At 40.1% G+C, this 18,752-nt stretch carries 16 protein-coding genes and 2 riboswitches; all 16 genes read right to left on the bottom strand.

The genetic code is table 11. The features are described from left to right. Nucleotides 1-398: 398 nt before the first annotated feature. The gene (locus AC25Y5_RS13025; RefSeq protein WP_488140673.1) at nucleotides 399-1,733 is read right to left on the bottom strand and encodes an NCS2 family permease; all 1,335 of its coding nucleotides are present in this window, start codon (nucleotides 1,731-1,733) and stop codon (nucleotides 399-401) included. A 91-nt stretch (nucleotides 1,734-1,824) separates the two neighbouring features. Continuing rightward, nucleotides 1,825-1,925, bottom strand: a riboswitch (purine riboswitch). Beyond that, entirely contained in the window at nucleotides 1,917-3,488 is a 1,572-nt protein-coding gene (guaA, locus tag AC25Y5_RS13020; protein WP_488140676.1) for a glutamine-hydrolyzing GMP synthase, read from the bottom strand. (Overlaps the previous riboswitch by 9 nt.) A gap of 93 nt (nucleotides 3,489-3,581) precedes the next feature. Then, nucleotides 3,582-3,682: riboswitch (purine riboswitch) on the bottom strand. A gap of 31 nt (nucleotides 3,683-3,713) precedes the next feature. Further along, nucleotides 3,714-5,909 carry a DUF4129 domain-containing transglutaminase family protein gene (locus AC25Y5_RS13015; protein ID WP_488140672.1) on the bottom strand — a complete coding sequence of 732 codons (2,196 nt, stop codon included), beginning with the start codon at nucleotides 5,907-5,909 and terminating at the stop codon, nucleotides 3,714-3,716. Next, the gene (locus AC25Y5_RS13010; protein WP_488140671.1) at nucleotides 5,906-7,120 is read right to left on the bottom strand and encodes a DUF58 domain-containing protein; all 1,215 of its coding nucleotides are present in this window, start codon (nucleotides 7,118-7,120) and stop codon (nucleotides 5,906-5,908) included. The genes AC25Y5_RS13015 and AC25Y5_RS13010 overlap by 4 nt, the downstream gene beginning before the upstream one ends. Beyond that, on the bottom strand, nucleotides 7,117-8,067 hold the full coding sequence (locus AC25Y5_RS13005; protein WP_482105831.1) for an AAA family ATPase: 951 nt from the start codon (nucleotides 8,065-8,067) through the stop codon (nucleotides 7,117-7,119). Before AC25Y5_RS13005 ends, AC25Y5_RS13010 begins: the two co-directional genes overlap by 4 nt. Before the next feature lie 211 nt (nucleotides 8,068-8,278). Beyond that, nucleotides 8,279-9,103 (bottom strand): NAD(+) synthase, encoded by an 825-nt coding sequence (nadE, locus tag AC25Y5_RS13000; protein WP_488140670.1) that lies wholly within the window; start codon nucleotides 9,101-9,103, stop codon nucleotides 8,279-8,281. Nucleotides 9,104-9,118: 15 nt separating this feature from the next. Then, entirely contained in the window at nucleotides 9,119-10,588 is a 1,470-nt protein-coding gene (locus AC25Y5_RS12995) for a nicotinate phosphoribosyltransferase (protein WP_482105829.1), read from the bottom strand. A 195-nt stretch (nucleotides 10,589-10,783) separates the two neighbouring features. Beyond that, nucleotides 10,784-11,590 carry a Cof-type HAD-IIB family hydrolase gene (locus AC25Y5_RS12990; protein ID WP_488140669.1) on the bottom strand — a complete coding sequence of 269 codons (807 nt, stop codon included), beginning with the start codon at nucleotides 11,588-11,590 and terminating at the stop codon, nucleotides 10,784-10,786. A gap of 56 nt (nucleotides 11,591-11,646) precedes the next feature. Then, nucleotides 11,647-12,510 carry an ABC transporter permease subunit gene (locus tag AC25Y5_RS12985; protein WP_488140668.1) on the bottom strand — a complete coding sequence of 288 codons (864 nt, stop codon included), beginning with the start codon at nucleotides 12,508-12,510 and terminating at the stop codon, nucleotides 11,647-11,649. Beyond that, nucleotides 12,510-13,295 (bottom strand): PhnE/PtxC family ABC transporter permease, encoded by a 786-nt coding sequence (locus AC25Y5_RS12980; RefSeq protein WP_488140667.1) that lies wholly within the window; start codon nucleotides 13,293-13,295, stop codon nucleotides 12,510-12,512. The genes AC25Y5_RS12985 and AC25Y5_RS12980 overlap by 1 nt, the downstream gene beginning before the upstream one ends. Before the next feature lie 11 nt (nucleotides 13,296-13,306). Beyond that, nucleotides 13,307-14,071 carry a phosphonate ABC transporter ATP-binding protein gene (gene phnC, locus AC25Y5_RS12975; protein WP_488140666.1) on the bottom strand — a complete coding sequence of 255 codons (765 nt, stop codon included), beginning with the start codon at nucleotides 14,069-14,071 and terminating at the stop codon, nucleotides 13,307-13,309. Nucleotides 14,072-14,196: 125 nt separating this feature from the next. Continuing rightward, complete coding sequence (locus AC25Y5_RS12970) at nucleotides 14,197-15,225, bottom strand: PhnD/SsuA/transferrin family substrate-binding protein (RefSeq protein ID WP_488140665.1); 1,029 nt, start codon at nucleotides 15,223-15,225, stop codon at nucleotides 14,197-14,199. Between the two features lie 196 nt (nucleotides 15,226-15,421). Next, nucleotides 15,422-16,234, bottom strand: a complete 813-nt coding sequence (locus AC25Y5_RS12965; RefSeq protein WP_488140664.1) for a PHP domain-containing protein — start codon at nucleotides 16,232-16,234, stop codon at nucleotides 15,422-15,424. A 16-nt stretch (nucleotides 16,235-16,250) separates the two neighbouring features. Beyond that, the gene (locus tag AC25Y5_RS12960) at nucleotides 16,251-16,946 is read right to left on the bottom strand and encodes a phosphonate C-P lyase system protein PhnL (protein WP_488140663.1); all 696 of its coding nucleotides are present in this window, start codon (nucleotides 16,944-16,946) and stop codon (nucleotides 16,251-16,253) included. A gap of 6 nt (nucleotides 16,947-16,952) precedes the next feature. Further along, entirely contained in the window at nucleotides 16,953-17,579 is a 627-nt protein-coding gene (locus AC25Y5_RS12955) for an LbetaH domain-containing protein (protein ID WP_488140662.1), read from the bottom strand. Beyond that, the gene (gene phnM, locus AC25Y5_RS12950) at nucleotides 17,576-18,751 is read right to left on the bottom strand and encodes a phosphonate metabolism protein PhnM (RefSeq protein WP_488140661.1); all 1,176 of its coding nucleotides are present in this window, start codon (nucleotides 18,749-18,751) and stop codon (nucleotides 17,576-17,578) included. The genes AC25Y5_RS12955 and phnM overlap by 4 nt, the downstream gene beginning before the upstream one ends. Nucleotide 18,752: the final 1 nt, after the last annotated feature.

Genomic DNA, 18,752 nt, shown 5'->3' with positions numbered 1-18,752 from the left:
TATCTCATTGATGTTTTGCTGTTCAGTTTTCAAGGTTCATTTGTTGTGATTCGCTGTCGGTATTTGTCGTTTGCTCCCGACTGCTTAATAAATATAACATCCATATAAACGTATGTCAACAGTTTTATATTCTTTCTGTAAAGTTTGTTGCGTTTTCATTAATGTCTATCATTCCAACATTTCAAACCAATTGAAGATATGGGATCCAAAGACGGCGATTTAAGATGAGGTCTTCATGTTACAAAGCTTGAAACTGTAGGGCTAGACTACTCTAATTAAACCTCTTAGGCGGCCCATAGTTTATTCACAATATATGTTAGATAGTAATTATCCAAGGTGCTGAATTATATCATTAGAGGGCCTCCTTATTAAACAGGAGGCCCTCTAATTCACTTCAGTTACTTTATGAATATGAAATACAAAACAAAAACAAACCATAAACCATACATGATTGGATGAACTTCTTTTCCTCTTCCACTCACTATCATCGTGATGGGATAAAAAATGAAACCAATCGCAATACCTGTTGCGATACTATAACTAAGTGGCATCATAATAATTGTAAAAAATGCCGGCACAGCGACTTCAAAGCGTGTCCATTCAATATTACCCAATGATGAGGCCATCAGTACACCTACAATAATTAAAGCTGGCGCAGTTACTTCAGACGTAATAACGAACAGCAACGGCGAAAAGAACAAGGCTAGTAGAAACAGGACGCCCGTTACTATAGAAGCAAACCCAGTTCTCGCTCCCGCTGAAACACCTGCAGTCGATTCAATGTAGGAAGTTGTCGTCGATGTCCCTAAAACCGCACCGGTGACTGTAGCCATTGAATCCGCGAGAAGCGCATTACCTGCTCGAGGCAGTTTATCATCTTTCATTAAACCTGCTTGATTCGCAACCGCGACCAGCGTACCTGCAGTATCGAAGAAATCCACGAATAGAAAAGTAATAACAATAACTAGGAATTGAGTTGTAAGTAAAGAAGTCGGATCCTGGAATATCGCATCGAATGCAGCGCCAAATGTCGGTGCTACGCTCGGTATAGCGGAAACGATTTTATTGGGCAAATGAATTAACCCAAAAACCATCCCTACTATAGTAGTAATTATCATTCCGTAAAATATTGCACCATTCAACTTACGAACCATCATGATCACAGTAATAACAAGACCAAAAATCGCCAATAGGGTCGGACCTTGGGATAAATCACCCAACGCGACAAGTGTATTTGGATCCGCGACGATAATATTGGCATTTTGAAAACCTAGGAAGGTAATAAAAAGGCCTATACCCGCAGCAACTGCATATTTAAGTTGCGCAGGGATCGCGTTAATAATCGTTTCTCGTAAACCCGATAGTGATAAAACAATAAATATAAGACCTGAGAACAGTACCCCAGTTAGTGCAGTTTGCCAAGGAATCCCCATCCCCAATACAACACTGAATGCAAAGAATGCGTTTAAGCCCATTCCAGGTGCAAGTCCAATCGGATATCTCGCAATAATCCCCATGAATAGTGAACCGACCGCCGCGGCAATTGCTGTCGCAACGAAGACAGCACCTTTATCCATACGCATTTCGTCCGGGATACCAGTTATACCGTCCAGGGACAGCATTAAAGGATTTACAATTAAAATATAGGCCATTGCTAGAAATGTTGTTAGCCCACCGATAACTTCACGGCGGTAGGTCGTTCCAAGCTTGTCGAACTCAAAATATTTTTTCAAACGTATCTTCCTTTTATGATATATTTTCAATAAAAAGAAGCGTGCAAAATTAGCTTGCACGCTCCTTAAAACAAATTCTAATGGAAGGGTTATTCCCTTCCACCAGAATCGTAGTCGGAACATTTAAGGTGTTCCGTAGAAACTTCTAGGCCATATTCCCAGTATTATACGATAATCTATATTTTATTCCCACTCAATCGTTGCAGGTGGCTTGCTCGTTATATCATAGAGGACCCGGTTAATCTCAGGTACTTCTGTCGTAATCCTTGCACTGATTTTCTGTAGGATATCCCAAGGGATTTTCGCCCAATCAGCAGACATTCCATCAATTGAATTAACAGCGCGGATACCAATTGCATAGTCATACGTACGCTTACCGCTCTTCATACCTACACTTTTGATATCAGGCAAAACAGTGAAGTATTGCCAAATTGCACCCTCAAGACCGGCGATTTTGATTTCATCACGTAAGATCCAATCCGATTCACGTACAATTTTTAGTTTTTCTTCCGTAATTTCACCAAGTACTCGTACACCGAGTCCTGGTCCAGGGAATGGCTGGCGCCTAACGATTTCTTCAGGAAGACCTAGTGCAGCACCTAAGGCACGAACCTCGTCCTTGAAAAGAGCAGTTAACGGCTCAATCAATTCAAAGTCCATATCTTCCGGAAGCCCACCTACGTTATGGTGTGATTTAATGACTTCTGATGTTGCTGTACCACTCTCAATAATATCAGCGTAAATTGTTCCTTGTGCAAGGAATTCCATTCCGTCAAGCTTAGCCGACTCGTCATCGAATACATAGATGAATTCGTTGCCGATTATTTTCCGCTTCTGTTCTGGATCAGCAATCCCTTTTAATTTAGTTAAGAAACGATCACGTGCATCAATTTTAATGAAGTTCATATTAAAATCGTTGCTAAATGTTTCCACTACACTATCCGCTTCACCTTTTCGTAGAAGACCGTGATCAACGAACATACATGTCAATTGATTTCCGATTGCGCGGTGTATCAATGCAGCTACTACAGATGAATCGACGCCACCACTAAGGGCACAAAGAACTTTTTTGTCTCCGACTGTGCTGCGTATTTTCTCAACTTCTATATCTATAAAACTTTCCATCGTCCAATTAGCTTTTACATCACATACATCGAGGACGAAGTGACGTAGAAAATCATTTCCGTGTGTGGATTGTGTTACTTCAGGATGATATTGAACGCCATAGATGTTCGACTCATCATTTCCAATCGCTACGATTTCATTTCCCGCACCACTTGCAAGTGCTGTTAAACTTTCGGGTAATGTAACGATACGACCGCCACGACTCACGAATACATCTTGTTGCTCCACTTGCGAAGTAAACAGTTTCGATGCACTATTCACAGTGATTGAATTTACACCGTCAATACGATCAGCCACTTTTTCTATTTCACCGCCAAAATGCTTAACGATTAGTTGCGCACCATAGGAAACACCAAGGATCGGGATACCCGCAGCAAAGATTTCAGGATCAATTTCAAATGCTTCTTCATCTCCCAGAAAAGCAGGGCCGCCTGATAATATGATTCCTACAGCATTCATCTTCTTGATAGCTTCCGCGGTAGTCGTGTGTGCATGAAGTTCGCTATATACACCGAATTCACGAATTGTACGTGTAATTAGTTGATTGTACTTACTGCCATAATCAAGTACCACGATTTTTTCTTGTTCGACTAATAAAGGAGCTGTTGCCAATCGGTCCACCTCTTCCATTTGCTCCAAGGTCTTATTAAATAGAGAAAGACGCGCAAGAAATTCCTTCTCCACGCGTCCCATCATCTATTTAAAAGCGAAAACAGCTCAAACTTGAGCTGAATCCACCTTCATAGTCAAGTTATTATCGGTAACTTGTAGAAACATCCGAACCATATTATCGGATATATATGAGGGCACCTTGTGCTTATTCTGTTTTTATCTTACTGCTATTCACATCAAAAATCAACTCGAAGTCCTATTGATTAAATCTTCCCATATCTCACGCAAATCCACCCATTCGTGATCAGTTCTATTCCCACCATACAAACCTTTTTCATATGCATTTGTAAGTTTCCGCATTCTTTCACCGCCAAAGTAATTGTCAACATCCACCGCGTAATCAGACAATGTCATTCCATTTGCACGATGCAAACCACGACGTTCAAGTTGTCTCAATAAACTCGTATAGCTTTTTTCGAATGTTACCCAGTCGCTACTCTCGGATTTGTAGAGATGAACAAGAACTTTGGGTAACCATTTTGCCCGAACAGCATATAATCGCCAGACAATTAGGACCACGGCGAATCCAGCCAAGATCACTATCCATTTATGAGTTTGAATCCATGAACCAAAAGATTTGAAAAACGCTATTAATTCATTATCTTTTACGGTCTTAATAGGTTTCTCAACTTTCTCCGACTTAGGCTTCTCCGGCTCTTTTATTTCTGGCGCTTCAGGATCGTTCAAGTCCAATTCAATATCATAGGAAATGTCCGTCAAGTTGCTAAAACCAATTGTGGGTTCATAAGGCATCCAGCCGATTCCAGGCATATACGCTTCAACCCATGAATGCGCTTCGTTATTCGTTACCTGATAAACCCGTTCACCGGCATCGTTATTTGTATATTCTCCCGGGGCAAAACCTTTTACCCATCTTGCAGGAATATCGATTGAACGCAACATAACAACCATTGCTGTGGAGAAGTTATCACAGTATCCTTTTTTGGTATCGAAGAGAAACTGGTCGACATAGTCATCTCCAGCTTTCGGAATAGCTACCCCCTGTTGCGAATAGACAAAACCATTTCTGCCAAAATACCTTTCAATTGCTTTCGTTTTTTCATAGACACTTTCTTCGTTCGCAGTAATCGTTTCTGCAAGTTCTTTTACTCTCTCAGGCAATTGATCCGGAAGTTGTAGGTATTGTGCAAAGTCTTCCGTTTCCCCTGTGAAATCTTCCATCATTATAGACCTTAACTTTTTTAAGCTATAATCTGAGTCCTCAAATTCAATTTCGTATGAGTCTAGAGAACTCTCAGTTCCATTAATTAAAGTGCTAAACTTTCCAGAAGCCTCTGAATGTAGAAAAACAACGTCATCAGCCGCGTGGACTATACTTATCCCATATGGATAAACAATGAACGGAAAATCCTCCGTGACTTGCAATTCTGCACGCTGTCGGGATTGCTCCGCTTCTTGTCCCAAGTTATCTATAGCATTCATCTTCATGCCTGGCGTGTAGGTAACCTGGTTAGTATCCTCTGATACCTGCTCCCAACCTTTTGAAGTATAGGTATTTTTCGTTTCGATTTTCCAATATTGTTTACTAGGAACTTTCGCTTCAATAACGAGCGTGTCATCTTGAACAAATGAACCGCCAAGGGTCGAATCATCCGTATCATATCCGCTTGTAGATACTCCCGAACCGCCGCCTTCACCAGGGCCTTGTACCATCATTTTAAAATAAGGAATTGGATCCGGCCATGCAGGTTCCTGTTTCGGCAAGAAATTCGCAAAAGTAGCGCTTATTACAACTGCAATAAGGAGCGGGACAGTAATTGAGATGAGTGTACCTGTTGATATGGCAGTATTATACTTTTCCGCGAGTCTGAAAATAGCCAGCAACCCTAGTAGTAATAATCCCGCCATCATAATTCTAAAAATAGCACCATCCGCAGAATAAGGTCCAAAAGTATCGATAAATGCAATAAAGATGATAGTCATTATATAAAAAAGTAATATACTCTTTCTCACTTCAATCCAATATCGGATTAAATAACACGTCATCCAAAGCAATGCGTAAAACAGAATAGTCCTTAATGGATTGGTAATACTCTCCCAATCTCCGCTTGCAATAATAGCGAAATTTGAAAATATATCTTTTATTAAATATACGATTGAGTCTTTTGATATAAATACCTTACCGGTAAACACATAATAAATTGCCCACGAGATATATAGAACCTTAAGGGAAACAGCGATCCACCACTTAACTCTGACTAATGCCAGTAAAAAGGCCAGAACAACAAACAAAAGAAATAATGTCAAATGCTCTGAATCTGTTAATTCAATAACTGGAATGAGCCATTCTCTTAACAAAATGAATGCAAGTATATATAGAAGTACGAGAAGTTTTCTGTCTATCCTCGTTCCTATCATGTCCGCGCCACCTCTTTAAAAACTTCCTTAAACTGTTCTCTTCTAACCAAATGCACGATAATCCCTTTTGACCTAGCCAAACGAATATCTTCCTCAATTGTTTTCAACATCTGATTATCTCGTTTTACCACTGCAAAGCAAACGATGGAACCCGTATTTTTCGAACTACGCAATACCGACTGCAGTAAATGCCAATCCGGATTTCCTGTTATCAATACAGTTGTGCCACCATGCTGAGAAACTGTTCCAAAGTCTGCTGCAATTTCACCCTCTTTACTTACATCCGGCTTAATTTTTGCCAAGTGAATAAGCGCTCTATGAAGTTGCTCTTCGGACTGGATGAAGGGAAATAAGGCGGGTTCGGAGCCAGTCGTCATCAATGCCAAGCCCGCTTGGTGATTTGAAGCCTCCTTCATTATAGATGCAGTAAGTTCCACCAGTTCCTCAAACACAATCGTCTCTCTGCCATCCATGATTAAGGATAACTCTTGCGATCTTTTATCCTCAAACTCTTTTGTCATAAGCGTCTGCGTACGGGCGAATGATTTCCAATGAATCCATGTCACCCGGTCTCCTGCCTGGTAATTCCGGACACCTGTCGCCATTGTCGTATCTTTGACGATATTCAAAGGTGAAGCGATTGTTCCACGATCAAACTGTGTATCGAAAGGAACATAATGAATGTCAGTCATTTTGGGAAACACAAGAATCGTATTTTTCGCTTCAATAAACTTCGTCTTACGTAACCATCCAAAAAAGTCAGAGATCTCGACGGTAACCCCTCGAAGAATGTGCTCACCTCTTGGCATATGTTCGATTTCATAATCCCATTGGATCTCTTTACGAAACCCAAAGATTTGGAGGCGTTTTAATTTAGAATTTGCCAATCGGGTTATTTCATCCTCACTCCATTTTTCTGCCACAACTGTATAGAGTAAGGGAAAGCGACTTTTGCGTTTCACAGTTAATGATACAATTAACTTCTCTCCATTTTGCACATGAGGTGTTCGAATTATCCGTTCAACGGTCATATCTGACATTGGATATATAAATAACAGGATGGAATAAATCACAAAAGGTAATGTAAAATAAAATATTGCCCAACTTACCGTACCGCCCTGAAACATGGCAAATACAAAAGTTCCTACTATAACAGATAGTAGAAACAGGAACCGGCTTGACACTTCGAGCAGTCTTCTAGTTTTCTTCATTTTACCCGAATCCTATCCACTGGCACATACACTTTCGCTAATATCCTTTCCACAATTTCATCTGTGGAAATCCCCTCGTATTTCGCTTCAGGTCGCAAAATCATACGGTGGCCAAATACAAACGGGGACAAATACTGGACATCATCCGGTGTAACATACGTTCTCCCTTTTAGCATTGCATAAGCCTGACATGCTTTCATAAGTGCTAGTGAACCGCGCGGACTCACCCCAAGATACACATATGGATTATTACGCGTCTGCGATGTACACTCCACGATATATGACTTAATCGTATCGTCGACTTTAACTTCAGTTACTGCACTTTGCAGATTGATTAGATCACCAAGAGAAATGACTGTTTCTAAACTATCAATTGGGACAGCCTTTTCAGCACGATTTAGCACTTCAATCTCTTCTGCTTTCGTTGGGTAACCCATTTTTAATTTAAAAAGAAAACGGTCCAATTGCGCTTCTGGGAGTGGATACGTTCCTTCATACTCAATTGGATTCTGTGTAGCCATGACAAAAAATGGTTGAGGGATCCGCATGGTTTCTCCGTCAATTGTCACTGAGGATTCTTCCATTCCTTCAAGAAGTGAAGATTGGGTTTTTGGTGAAGTTCTATTAATTTCATCAGCAAGAACAATATTCCCCATGATTGGACCTGGCCTAAACTCGAATTCCATCTCTTTTGGGTTATAAATTGAAACACCTAGGACATCAGAAGGCAACAAATCCGGAGTAAACTGAATGCGTTTAAAATCTGCACCTATTGATTTAGCCAATGCTTTTACCATCATGGTTTTCCCAACGCCGGGTACATCTTCAAGCAAGACATGTCCCCTTGCAAGTAGTGCAGTGATACTTAACTCAGCTATATTCCGTTTCCCAATCATCACTTTATCAATATTGGTTAAAACCTTCTCAATCATCTCTTGATGCGTCATTTCATTTCCCCCAATTGTATATAGTGGTTATTTGTCCGAAAATTAACAAAACATACTTCCATAATACAGGATATTCCTTTTTCGAACAACTTAAGCAACGTAGTCATTAGCACAACCTGTCGCTTAATCTAATACGTTAGCGCGTATCCACGATGTCTATTTTTAACGCTTCAAATTGCATAAAAAAAGACCCCCAACAGGAGTCCTCTAATCACTTCCAAAAATCATCAAATATCGTAATCGGCATATGCCGTTTATGTTTTGAACGCAGGTAGTGGTTCTCGATTGCTATGCGCGGTTCTTCGGGTAACTCTTTGCCTTCTAGGTAATCATCGATATCATCATACGATACTCCAAGAGCTACTTCGTCAGGTATGGCCGGTTTGTCTTCTTCAAGATCCGCTGTCGGCACTTTCATGTAAAGGTGTTCCGGACAGTTAAGCTCTTTAAGTAATTGTTTACCTTGCCGTTTGTTCAACCTAAATAGCGGCATTAGATCTGCGCCGCCGTCACCAAATTTAGTGTAAAATCCGGTGATTGCTTCTGCTGCATGATCACTCCCGAGAACAATACAATCGTGCATCGCTGCAATTGAGTATTGGACTTTCATGCGTTCCCGGGCTTTTTCATTGCCTTTCGCAAAATCGGATAATGTTACACCCGCCGCTGTCAATGTACGAACACTCGCATCGACTGCTTCTTTTATATTTACTGTGTAAATCAGCGATGGTTCAATAAATTCAAGTGCATCCTGACAATCATCTTCGTCAAACTGAGAACCGTACGGAAGTCTGATTGCAATAAACTTGTAACGATCCGTTCCTTCTTTTTCATTCAATTCATCAACTGCCAGTTGAGCAAGTTTCCCAACAAGCGTCGAATCCTGTCCCCCAGAAACTCCTAGGACGAAGCCATTTAAAAATGCATATTTCGTGGCGTATTGTTTCATAAAGTCAATCGATTTCCTGATTTCCGCTTTTGGATCAATAACAGGTTGCACTTTCAACGCGTCAATGATTCTGTCTTGCAGTGTCATGATCGAAATTCCTCCTTATTGATCAACAAAGTCTTCCACCATTTCCTGGACTTCCTGTATATTGCGCATTTTGTTATCCCAACACTTCTGACTTAAGTCAACGGGATATTCTTCGGGATTTAGAGAGCGTTTATATTCAGTCCACAATAAATCTAAGTTTGCTATCGCATAATCCCTCATTTGTTCAAGCTTTGGATTATCGTATATAATAGCGCCATTTTCCACGACTAACACATGCATATTTCTTGCTTCGAAATTCGTAACAAACTTTGAAATGAACGTGTGGACGGGGTGGAACATTTTGATGCGTTCTTCGGAAGCCGGATCCTCATCATGCATTGTAATATAATCGCCTTCTGCCTTTCCGTTTTCCCGGTCAATAATTCGATAGAGTTTTTTTCTTCCGGGCGTAGTTACTTTTTCCGTTGTAGATGAAATCTTTATTGTATCTTCCATTACACCTGTTTCATTTTCAATAGCAACAATTTTATAGACAGCTCCCAGTGCCGGCTGGTCATAAGCTGTTATCAATTTCGTGCCAATCCCCCACACATCTACTTTGGCACCTTGTGCTTTTAAGTTAAGGATTGTGTATTCATCTAAATCATTGGAGACAACGACTTGCGCTTTAGGGAATCCTGCTTCATCGAGCATACGACGCGCTTCTTTCGACAGGAATGAAATATCTCCACTATCAAGACGAATACCGATGAAATTAATTTTATCACCAAGTTCTTTTGCAACTTGAATTGCCGTTGGGATGCCTATTTTCAACGTATTATACGTATCCACTAGGAAAACACAGTCCTTATGACGCGCTGCATAAGAATGAAATGCTTCATATTCACTTTTATATGCCTGTATCATTGAATGGGCATGGGTTCCCGTAACAGGAATATTAAATCTTTTTCCAGCACGCACATTACTAGTCGCTTCGACGCCTCCAATGAAAGTGGCCCGCGCTCCCCAAATCGCTGCATCCATTTCATGCGCACGGCGTGTTCCAAACTCCATCACAATTTCATCTTTAACGACTTGTTTAATACGACTTGCCTTTGTCGCAATCAGTGTTTGGTAGTTGACGATATTAAGTAAAGCAGTCTCAACCAACTGCGCTTCGATAAGCGTCGCTTCCACGCGAATAATTGGTTCGTTTGCAAAAACAAGCTCCCCTTCAACCATGGAATAGACATCTCCCGTAAAACGAATATCTTTTAAATAAGAAATGAAATCGTCCTTATAACCGAGATCATCCCTCAGATATGCCAAATCACTTTCACTGAAATGAAAATCTCTTAAATAGTCGAGAATACGTTCAAGCCCAGCAAAAATTGCATAGCCATTACCGAATGGCAACCTTCTGAAGAATAGTTCAAAAACCGCTTTCCGTTCGTGTATACCATCCGCCCAGTAGGATTCTGCCATATTGATTTGATATAAATCTGTATGTAATGCTAAACTGTCATCTGCATATTTCGAACTCACGTTAATCTCCTTCTTCCACATTCTAATGGTACAAGTATACACTATTTACCCTAAATCCGACTTAATATAACGTGATTTAACAAATCATTTTAATGATTCTTACAGTTTTTGAATCATTTACTATATGATTCATTCATGCTTCTGCCATAAAAAAAGGTCCATCTCAACAATCCGAGATGCACCTTTTTGTGTTATTCATCTGTATAAATCTACGACTACGTCTGCTGTTTCTAATAAGCCTAATTCGATCAAAGCATCTAGAATTCCATTTTCAGAACATGATGTCGTTACATAATCAGCGATAGCCTTCAACTCCGGAACTGCATTGCCCATCGCGATACCTGTTCCAACAAAGTCAATCATTTCAAAGTCGTTCGTTCCATCTCCAAACGCATAACTATTCTCTTTCTGTATACCAAGTTTCTCAAGCACTTTCTGAACCCCTACTGCCTTGGATGATCCCTTTGGAAGCACGTCGGACGCATAATCCCCCCAATTAATGAAGGTATGATCCGAATAGCGCTCTACATACAATTGTGCATATTTGCGTTCACAATACAGTTGAACTTGATGCACCGGGAAATGCTTATAAAATTCTGGTTCTACAAGCGGATAAACTTGTTTCAAGCTTTCATAACTAGGAATAATATGCGGATGATTATCTTCATTTACTTTACTCATTTGGTGGTTGGAGTAAGCAAGGCCATGACCTTTACTTTTCACTAAACTTGCAAGGTTATGCAACATTTCAGGGTCCATCGGATTCGAATAGATTTCTTCCCCTTCAAACACAACGTGCTGGCCATTCATTGATACATAGGAGTTTATATTAAGTTCATCTAAAAGCCAGTTAAACATTTGAGGCGAACGTCCTGTAGATATTACTGTATAAATGCCTTTTTCCTGCAGCGTATGCACTGCCCTTTTCGTCGACTCCAATACAACCTTATCTTCATTTAAAAGTGTTCCGTCCAAATCAAAAAAAACAGCTTTTTTCTCCAAATTAAATTCCTCCAATATGGATATATTTTTTCAATAATAGACAGTTTTTAGATCTATTATTTTACTGCCGCGTCCATTAGGTATCGTTTTTTCAATTGTGTCGATAACAGTTCAAGCCCAATCGCAACAATCAAAATCGCATACGTGATAAAACCGACTTCTCGTAGGTCGAAATAGAAACCGGAAGCCATAAACAATTCAAAACCAATGCCACCCGCCCCAGCAGCAGCCCCCATCGCAACCGCTACAGTGAAATTCGTTTCAAAACGCAAAAACGTCCATGACAATAAGGAAGCTGCTGTTGAAGGGATTACTGCATTTGTTACGATGTGCCACCAATTAGCTCCACTTGCCCGTAACGCTTCTAAAATGCCATCGTCTAATTCCTCAAATGACTCTGAGTACGCCTTTACTAAAAACGCGACTGTATGAAGAGTCATACCGATAATTGCCGCTTCACTTCCGAGTCCCGCAGCAATCGCGAAGATTAATACCCATAATACAGTGGGGACTGCTCGAACAAACGCGACTACAATAATAATGGCATTTGACACAACCTTCGTCGATAAATTCTTTGCAGCAAATAATGCGATAAATAAAGATAGGACAGCTCCTAATACCGTCGACAATAATGCAAGCCCCATTGTTAGGCCTACTTGATAGACAGCCTCCCAAAAAGTGAAATGACTGAGTACGGGTTCTAAAAACATGACTTTTAAATTATGAAGGGTTGCTGTGCCCGCTTCTATTAAAGAGATTTCTTTATAATCGAACGTTAGAAACCCGTAGATTGTTAAAAAAAGAAGTGCCACGAACGTACCCATCGTTACAACCTGCGATTTGTTCCAAACTTTTAATTTAATTTTCCCCGAACTGCTTCTCTTCACATCAAAAGCCAGATTGCTTTGAACGATGGTCATTACAAAATAACCCTCCTTACATAGTTGGAAACAAGCTCGATACCGATGACAACAACGACAATACTAATAGTAATCAAGCTGACTACGTTATAGTTCATACTCTTATAATAGAGATCGAATGCGAAACCAATCCCTGTTCCAGTCAAAATACCAACTAGTGTCGAACTTCTAATATTCGTTTCAATCATGTACAACACCCAACTAATCATTTGCGGAAAACACTCCGGAATGACCGCTTTAGCTACGACTTGAAAATAAGTAGCTCCAGTTGCCCGCAAAGCTTCCACTGAACTGCTACTTGTTTCGTCAATTGTTTCAATAAACGCACGCGTTAAAAACCCGAACGTTGCAAGAAACAATGCAAAGTAACCAGTCAATGCATTTTGTCCAAATGACAACAGCAAGATGAGTGCCCAAGCGACAATCGGGATATTTCTATAAATCGAAGCAATTATTCTGCTTAATGACCCGAAAAAGTTATTAACCTTTGTCGTATGCGATCCCATCAACGCTAATAATAGAGCCAAAACACTGGCCGTGGTTGTAGCTGTAATGGATAGAAAAATGGTCTCTATTAATTTGTCCATAATGGATGGCATCTTTTCCAGTGATTCTGCAGTAATATACAGATTAGAAAACATCCAACTAAAAGCTTTTGGCAGAGTCTGCATTCCATGCAGAAAATTGAAATCCGTAATTTTTGCTGATAGCAATGTAATGCCTATTAGAATGATCCAGAATACCGTCACTCGATTATTCTTTCTCTTGAAAATCTCAATATCCATAGCAGTACCCCCTATTCCATTATGAGATCTCCAGCTTCAGAACCATAGATCGAATGAATGTATTCTGATGTCAGTTTTTTAGAAGTGCCATCGTACACAACCTGACCACTGTTTAATCCAATAATCCGATCGGAGTATCTTTTTGCTACATCGACCTGGTGCAAGTTAACGATACAAGTGATATTCAGTTCTTTGGAAATACGCTGCAAGTGATCCATGATGACTTTGGAAGCGTTGGGGTCCAACGAAGCGATTGGCTCATCGCAAAGTAGTAGTTTCGGCGATTGAATCAATGCACGTGCAATTCCTACACGCTGTTTTTGCCCCCCGCTTAATTGGTCACATCTTTTATAGGCGTGTTCTTCCATCCCTAGCTTTTTGAGAAGACTAAATGCCTGTAATTTCTCTTCCTCCGTGAACCGTCCTAGAATACCTTGAAGCGTTGTTTTATGGCCAAACCTGCCGTGCAATACATTTTCAATAACCGTTAAACGGGATACTAAATTATAATGTTGGAAAATCATCCCAATTTTTGTTCTATGTTTACGCAACTCTTTTTTGGATAATGACATTACGTCGACATCATCAAAAAAGATTTCTCCATCGGTTGTATCAATCATTCGATTGATACAACGTAAAAACGTTGATTTACCAGCTCCTGATGGTCCAATAATCGAGACAAACTCACCCGTATTCACTTCCATATTAATCTTCGATAGTACCTCTTTGTCTTTTCCATATCGTTTGGAGAGGTTTTTAATATGTAACAAAGCCATTAGAAAAACTCCTTGCACCATTTTTTGAAGTTCTTTGTAAAAAAAGCATGTACCTGAATGAATACATCTTCGGCACATGCTATCTTCAGTAAAAACCAATGTCCGTTTGTAACCGTCTATCCCTCTTACTTGGACAATTCACGAATTGGATCAAACCAGGAATCTTCTGCAATAACAAACTTCTCATCTGCTGTTTTCTTGAATAGACCTGCCGTTTCAGAACTTTCTGGGACAAAAATCTTTTCGTTGTTTGCAAGTTCATCTGAAGTTAAAATTTCTTGGATTTTCTTGAAATCTTCTTCGCTTAAACTTTCGGTGTTTGCTGCGAAAGGAGCATTTAGCACTGGTGTTACATTTATCAATGTAAATTCTTCACCTGGAACTGTATTGAATGGTTCAGCAGCATCCGCTTTTACTTTATAGACCGTTCCTTTTGTGTTTGCTTCGCCTTCAGCAATTTCAATGTAATTTCCGACGCATGTATCACAAAATGCAGCTACATCTGCGCGACCATTTAGTAAGTTAACTGCGGATCCTTGGTGTGAATCACCGTATAAAACTTCCTTAAAGAACGTACCGCCTTCCATTAAGTCCTCCGGCGTTAAGTCTTTCCATTTATCTTCCTTAGAGAAGAAAGAAACGATATCACTTGATGGAACTTTAAAACCTGAAGTTGAACTGCTTGATACGAACGAGAATTTAGAATCTACGATGTTATCAATCGCAAACTCACCATCTTTTTTGTAGTCTTCTGCATCTGCCTTGTTCACAGCCAACCAACTATAGTAAACTGCATCATCGATTGTCCCTGATTTTCCACTTGGTACAACGAGAGGCTCTATTTTGTCATTTTTGTTTTTCGCTTCGATATACCCTTGTGCACCCATGAATGCAAGTTGAGCATTACCATTAGCGATTGTTTCAATAGCAATGGCGTAATCAGTTGTCAATTTATGTTCCACTTTTTTACCCGTTACATCTTCGATTACTTTTCCAATTTCATCACGCGCTGTTTTTAAATCATTGCCTGATTCGTTAGGGTACCAAACCATTGTTAACGTATCACTAGAATTAGCAGCACTTCCTGAAGAACAAGCTGTAAGGATTGATGCAAGCAAAAGAATAGTTAAAAATGATAAAAGATTTTTTTTCATGATTTTCTCCTTTTATTGTTTAGTTTGGTTTGCAATCTTCTTAGTAACTGTGCCTGGTTCAAAAGCCGGATTATCTTTTCAACTGCTACCCACTCCCCCTCTCACTCAAGACAGCGATTTACGAATCTAAGGTCACTATCATTTGAACACATAAATTGAAGCAAATGCTTATTTTTACAATATCTTCATATAATCTTTATACTAATTGCTTCAAGAATTGCGTTGGGCTCAAAATATCTCCAATTTCAACGGGAGTACCATAATCACCATGAAAATCACTACCACCTGTCTTAAACAGCGAGTACTCAAATGCATAGCTATCTACTTTATATCTGTCTTCCTTTGAATGGTCCAAATGATCTCGTTCAATTCCATCGAGTCCATTTTCCACAAGCTCTGGAATAAGGGCAAATGAATCCAACTGTCCAGGGTGTGCCAACACTGCAAAGCCATTGTCCGCCTTGATGGCCTTGACTGCTTCCACAGCATCCACGTATTCGATATCCCTGGCACAAATGCCATCGCCTTTAAAAAGAGCTTGATAAAGTTCTTGATAGAGCGGTGTTTCAATATGGTGATCTAGTAAACAATGCATAATATGCTGCTTATAAATAACGCCTGACGTCAATGCTTTTTTCGCTACATCTTCAACCCGAATATCATAATTATTCTTTTGCAACTGTTCAATTTGCCACAAGGAGTTTTCATGCCTTCTCTTTAACAAGGGTTCGCAAAGTTCTTGAATATGTGTTGCTTTCTCATCAAACATGTAACCAAGAATATGTACTTTTCGATTTTCCACAAAATCATATGCTGATATTTCAATACCTGGCAGTACTGAAATGCCATGGTTTTTTCCCGCAATTTTTGCAGACTCAATACCCTTGATTGTATCGTGGTCAACTACGCTTATATGAGTTATCCCGTTTGTTGAAGCCAAATGCATCACTTCCTCCACCGAAGAGGACCCATCTGAGTAATTTGAATGGACATGTAAGTCAGCTTTCATGAGTAGTTCCTCCATTTCAGACCACAGTTTTTTTCTGTAAATCGTAAACTTTGTCGCATAAACCATCCATAAATTCTAAGTCATGAAAGATCCCAATCAATGTCGTTCCATCGTTTTTCAATCGTTCAATCACTTCACGCACTTTCAATTTAGAGGCATTATCCAAGCTTGCTGTCGGTTCATCCAGCAGTAGCAGTCTTGGTTTTTTCACAATGGCGCATGCAATATTCAAACGTAATTTCTGCCCTCCTGAAAACGTGTTCGGATAACTATCCCAGAGCTCGGGATCCAATTCGAAATGAGAGAGAGCTTCCGCTGCCGTCCGCCCGGCTTCCTCTTGCGACTTCCCCATTTCAATAACAGCCTGCTCCACAAGTTCACGAGCGGTCGTTCGCGGCATGACATTTAAAAACTGTGACACATAGCCAATCTCATGCTTTCGCAAATATAATACTTCTCTTTCCGATAGCTGCGACAAATCGACCATTCCGAACTTTTCAGAACTGTATAATACAGCACCTTTTTCTGGGAGATACGTTCGGTAAATACTTTTTAAAATGGTTGATTTACCACTACCACTCTTTCCCACGATGCCAATAAATTGACCTTCATTAAGGGAAAAATTGATATTATCTACTGCGCTCATCTTTTTATCCAGATGGTGAATCGTAAAGGACTTACTCAATTCTTTTACTTCAATCAACTGCGGCACAAAATCCTACCTCCCATCATATTTTGCAACGAATTTTTCAATATCTATATGAAAGTCGTCCATTCGTGTTTTGATGGTTTCATAGGACCAATCCCACCATTTGATGCGCTGCAAAGCCGCAATCGTTTCTTCAGAAAATCGATATTTAATAAGCTTTGCGGGCACACCTACGACAATTGCGTATGGAGGTACATCCTTCGTTACAATTGCGCCACTTCCAACAATCGCACCATCGCCAACTACTACTCCAGGCTGAATGATGGCTCCGTGACCAATCCACGTGTCATGGCCGACATATGCTGTCCGGCTCACACGTTGTTCAAAAAATGGTTCATCATCTCTATCTCCAAAGCCGTACATATGCGGGCGATAGGTAAAATGGTGAAGTGACGGCCGTTCATACGGATGATCTGTAGGACCAATCCGAACCATTGCCGCAATGTTGGAGAACTTTCCAATCTGTGCATTTTGGATAAAGCAGAATTGCCCTGTATACGAATAATCATCCAGTACTGTATTTTCGATAAAATTGTACAATCCAACTTCGGTAAATATGCCTAGACGCGTGTTTTTCAGCTCCGAATGGTCATGAATAAATGGCGTTTCTGATAATTGAACCTCAGTTGTCCTCATCGATACATCGTCCTTGTGATCAATTTCCCATCCACAATTGAAGCCGTGACCATCGGAAACCCATCATCCATTTTCTCAATAATGATAATATCCGCTTTTTTCCCTATCTTTATAGACCCAATTTCATCATCGATTCCGACTGCTTTTGCAGGATTCAGTGTAACTAGTTGAAACATTTCATGAAGATTTTGCCCGTATTCATCACTTAATTTGAAAAGCGAGTGAAGTAAAGCCGCTGGGTAATAATCGCTGCACAAAATATCAATCGTTTGTTCTTGAATTGCCTCCGCAGCCGATAAATTTCCGGAATGAGAACCCCCGAGCAAAACATTCGGTGCCCCTGCGATTGTCCACAAGCCGAGTTCTTTTGCTTTTCGCGCAACCTCTATCGTCGTCGGAAACTCACTAATCGTAGTCCCATAGCTTTTTACTAATGAGAGCTTCTCTAGTTCATCGTCATCATGCGAAGCGATGGCTATATTATTGTCCAAAGCGATTTGAGCAATTTCTTTGATTTGTTCTAGAGTGATTTTCTCTTTGGTGATGCTGTCGGCAATAAGCACGTCCGCCTCTGCATTCGACATATTACGGAATCCTTTTAATGTATCTCGGTAAATTTCTAAGTTTCTATATTGCCCTTGTCCTGGCGTATGATCCATGAAGGAAATAAGATGGACTTTCTTTTCTTCAATATTTTGAATGAAGCGATCTACAGCCTCTATATTGTCTATTTCGAAACGTGCATGCATACGATTTCGGATTAAGTGCTGGCTCGTATGTGTATCATTGATGGCATCGATGAGCCGATTCACATTTTGTGGATTGCGTATCGGTTTATGTGAAAATCCGTCATCCTTATAAATTGAAAGGGAATGGTACATCGTTGTAATTCCGTGACTGACCAGTATTCTTTCCGCTTCCCGGATGCCCATATTAAAGTCCATTAAACATGTCGGCCTTGGAGAAACAATTCCTTCTATATAATCGGAATGGATGTCTACAAATCCTGGTGAAATGTAACCGCCTTGTGCATCAATTAGTGTGTATTCACTGAACCCCGCAATGTCCTTCTCAGGAATGATTGCTTTGATGAGATCCTTTTCTATAACTACTGCATGGTTTTGAAGGATTTGATTTTCTGTAATTATTTGGCCATTTGTCAGTACGTACACA

Source organism: Sporosarcina sp. Y1011 (genome assembly GCF_057669885.1).
Note: the sequence above shows the minus strand (reverse complement) of the source record. Positions and strands in the feature narration are given on the sequence as shown.

Bases quoted from the DNA above. Each gene is read 5' to 3' on its own strand.
- AC25Y5_RS13010 (WP_488140671.1), bottom strand. From the start codon at position 7,120: ATGAAGAAAACTAGAAGACTGCTCGAAGTGTCAAGCCGGTTCCTGTTT.
- AC25Y5_RS13005 (WP_482105831.1), bottom strand. From the start codon at position 8,067: ATGACGCATCAAGAGATGATTGAGAAGGTTTTAACCAATATTGATAAA.
- phnC (WP_488140666.1), bottom strand. From the start codon at position 14,071: ATGGCTTTGTTACATATTAAAAACCTCTCCAAACGATATGGAAAAGAC.
- nadE (WP_488140670.1), bottom strand. From the start codon at position 9,103: ATGACACTGCAAGACAGAATCATTGACGCGTTGAAAGTGCAACCTGTT.
- AC25Y5_RS12985 (WP_488140668.1), bottom strand. From the start codon at position 12,510: ATGACCATCGTTCAAAGCAATCTGGCTTTTGATGTGAAGAGAAGCAGT.
- guaA (WP_488140676.1), bottom strand. From the start codon at position 3,488: ATGGAAGAGGTGGACCGATTGGCAACAGCTCCTTTATTAGTCGAACAA.
- AC25Y5_RS13015 (WP_488140672.1), bottom strand. From the start codon at position 5,909: ATGATAGGAACGAGGATAGACAGAAAACTTCTCGTACTTCTATATATA.
- AC25Y5_RS12955 (WP_488140662.1), bottom strand. From the start codon at position 17,579: ATGAGGACAACTGAGGTTCAATTATCAGAAACGCCATTTATTCATGAC.
- AC25Y5_RS12970 (WP_488140665.1), bottom strand. From the start codon at position 15,225: ATGAAAAAAAATCTTTTATCATTTTTAACTATTCTTTTGCTTGCATCA.
- AC25Y5_RS12965 (WP_488140664.1), bottom strand. From the start codon at position 16,234: ATGAAAGCTGACTTACATGTCCATTCAAATTACTCAGATGGGTCCTCT.
- AC25Y5_RS12980 (WP_488140667.1), bottom strand. From the start codon at position 13,295: ATGGATATTGAGATTTTCAAGAGAAAGAATAATCGAGTGACGGTATTC.